Source organism: Mycobacterium sp. GA-2829, assembly GCF_001499965.1.
Lineage (GTDB): Bacteria > Actinomycetota > Actinomycetes > Mycobacteriales > Mycobacteriaceae > Mycobacterium.
Genome location: NZ_LQIT01000092.1, coordinates 1 through 1,143 on the forward strand (window position 1 = coordinate 1; position 1,143 = coordinate 1,143).

At 65.3% G+C, this 1,143-nt stretch carries 1 protein-coding gene; it reads right to left on the reverse strand.

What is annotated here, in order from left to right:
* Positions 1–104 precede the first annotated feature (104 nt).
* Entirely contained in the window at positions 105–1,001 is an 897-nt protein-coding gene (locus tag AU194_RS30770; protein WP_059093042.1) for an endonuclease domain-containing protein, read from the reverse strand.
* Positions 1,002–1,143: the final 142 nt, after the last annotated feature.

Sequence of the window (1,143 nt, forward strand, 5' to 3'; positions counted from 1 at the left end):
ACCCGCCGAAACACTCGACGCACTACTGTGCGACCCACTCAATCCACCCGCTGTTGCATAGACGCCTTGAACCCAAGCGCCGCACGCGTGACACAGCCCGACACTCACGGCGCCAGACGTGCGTCGAGGTTGATCTTCGCGTGGTCCGGCCAGCCCGCACCCCGCATCGCATCGCGGACACGCGCGAGGAAGACGCTCGACCGATACCGCAGGATGTCCCTGGTGACGCGGACGATCACCCAACCCTGGGCTTCGAGCTCTGCGATTCGTTCGACGTCACGGGCGTGATCGGCCGGGCTCGCCCAGTGTTGAGGTCCGTCGTACTCGACACCGACCTTCCACTCGAGCCAACCCATGTCGATCCGCGCGATGAAGGACCCGAACTCATCGCACACTATGATCTGGGTTTTGGGCCGCGGGAAACCCGCAGCGATCAGCAGTAGTCGAGTGCGGGTTTCCTGAGGTGATTCGGCGCCGCCGTCCATCAATGTAACGGCCTTCCGCAGCGTTTCGAGTCCGCGAACACCGCGATGGCGGTCGACCAGGGCACTGATTTTCGCGGGCTTCAGATCGGTGGCGTTGGCCAGAGCGTCGAGGCGCATCACCGCCTTGGTCAACGTGGCGCGACGGCCGATGTCGAAGCCGGTCCGCGCGGGGGTCGTAAGGCGGATGCCGCTCAGGATTCTCGCCTCGTCCTCTTCGAGTGTGTCGCGGTGGATGACGATTCCGTCGGTGGCGCACGGCACCGAGCGGATCAGTTCGGCGGGCAACGCCGGGTCGATCCACTTCGCTCCCTGCAAGGCCGCCGCGGAGAGCCCGGCGACCGTCGCGTCGCGCCGGGCCCATAGCCAGGCGGACTCGGCTCGGGTGGCGGCCGTCAGCTCGTGACCATTCGGCACGTACACGTTGCGGTAGATCATCTGGTGCCGGCTGGCCAGCGTGCGGCGCGTGACGACACCGGCCGCCAACGCCTCGGTACCCATGAACGGTCGCGTGATCATGCCATCACGGTCTCCGCAGGCACCGACACCCTTCGTCCAGTGTCGGGTTGTGTCACGCGATTCATCGGCGGTTTCAAGGCGTCGTTGCAATAGCAGCTGATTCTGATGGGAAGTGCTGCTATGCCACGTCCACCGTTGTCGA